1 protein-coding gene is annotated in these 1,353 nt (G+C 35.3%); it reads left to right on the top strand.

Features of this window, described 5'->3' with window-relative positions:
- Positions 1-109 precede the first annotated feature (109 nt).
- Positions 110-1,114, top strand: coding sequence for an IS110 family RNA-guided transposase (locus DAY19_RS15095; RefSeq protein ID WP_115363981.1), 1,005 nt, complete (start codon positions 110-112; stop codon positions 1,112-1,114).
- The last annotated feature ends 239 nt before the right edge of the window (positions 1,115-1,353 follow it).

Below are 1,353 nucleotides of genomic sequence, written 5' to 3'. Positions count from 1 at the left end.
AAAGAAAAAGCACCTAATGAGATGAATCCGTCCCTTTCTTAACGGCATCAAGTAAATGTGCCAAAATAAATGTAAGCTAAAAATTTATTTAATAAGAAAGGAGACGGACATGAAAAACGTTAGCGTACTAGGGATAGATTTGGCAAAGAATATCTTTCAATTACATGGAGTTAATAGCAATGGTGACACTGTAATTAAGAGAAAAGTAAAGAGATCTCAGTTAATTGCCTACATTCAAAAGTTACCAAACTGTTTAATAGGAATTGAGGCTTGTGGTGCTTCTCACTATTGGGCAAGAGAGTTTAAAAAGCTTGGACATGAAGTGAAGATGATGCCACCTCAATATGTAAAACCATATGTTAAAACCAATAAGACAGATGCTGCTGATGCAGAAGCTATATGTGAAGCTGTAACGAGAAAGAACATGAGATTTGTTCCAGACAAGTCTATTGCTTCTCAAGATATTCAAAGTATGCACAGAGCTAGAAAGAGACTTGTAAGAAATAAAACATCTCTCGTTAACGAAATGAGAGGTCTACTAATGGAGTACGGAATATTTATTCCAAAAGCAGTACGGAACTTTAATAAATATATGCCAAAAATTATGAAAGAAAATAATTTAACAAACTCATTTAAAGAAACTCTACAGGAACTTTACGAAGAATATGAGTTCATAAAAATTAAAATTGAGAATTATGATTTAAGAATTGAAAAACACACTGAAGAGAGTCCCACTTGTAAAAGGCTTCTAACAGTCAAAGGAATTGGTAAGCTAACAGCAAGTATCTTATCTTCAATTGATATAAAAGAGTTTAATAATGGTAGAGAGTTTGCTGCATGGCTTGGTCTAACACCGAGACAACATTCCTCCGGAGGTAAGGATGTTTTTCTAGGAATAAGCAAGCGTGGTGATAGCTATATTAGATCTCTACTAGTTCATGGTGCTAGAATAGCCCTACATTGGTCAGCGAGATATGACGACAAGTTATCGAAATGGGCACAATCGGTAAAAGAGCGACGCGGACACAATAAAGCATGCGTCGCTCTAGCAAATAAACTAGCAAGAATAGCTTTTAGTGTAATGAGAAATAATACTGAATATAAATTAGCATAAGGAATTAAAAGCATATTATTGATGTAAAATTAGATACAAGATAGGTTCTTTAAACCAGTAGCGTTCCAGGGCACGTTAAGATGCCGCGCACCTGATATGGAAAGAATTAGTGAAACTCATCATGGCCAGTAGGAAAAAGTATAAAGCCTCCTCGAGCATAGGCCGGATATATGGAAGCTTATTTTAAGACCTACTGACTTAATTTATCTTGTTTCAAGGGACGGATTCATATATGGAAC

It is taken from the genome of Halobacteriovorax vibrionivorans (genome assembly GCF_003346865.1).
GTDB classification, from domain to species: domain Bacteria; phylum Bdellovibrionota; class Bacteriovoracia; order Bacteriovoracales; family Bacteriovoracaceae; genus Halobacteriovorax_A; species Halobacteriovorax_A vibrionivorans.
Note: the sequence above shows the minus strand (reverse complement) of the source record. Positions and strands in the feature narration are given on the sequence as shown.

Bases quoted from the DNA above. Each gene is read 5' to 3' on its own strand.
- DAY19_RS15095 (WP_115363981.1), top strand. From the start codon at position 110: ATGAAAAACGTTAGCGTACTAGGGATAGATTTGGCAAAGAATATCTTT.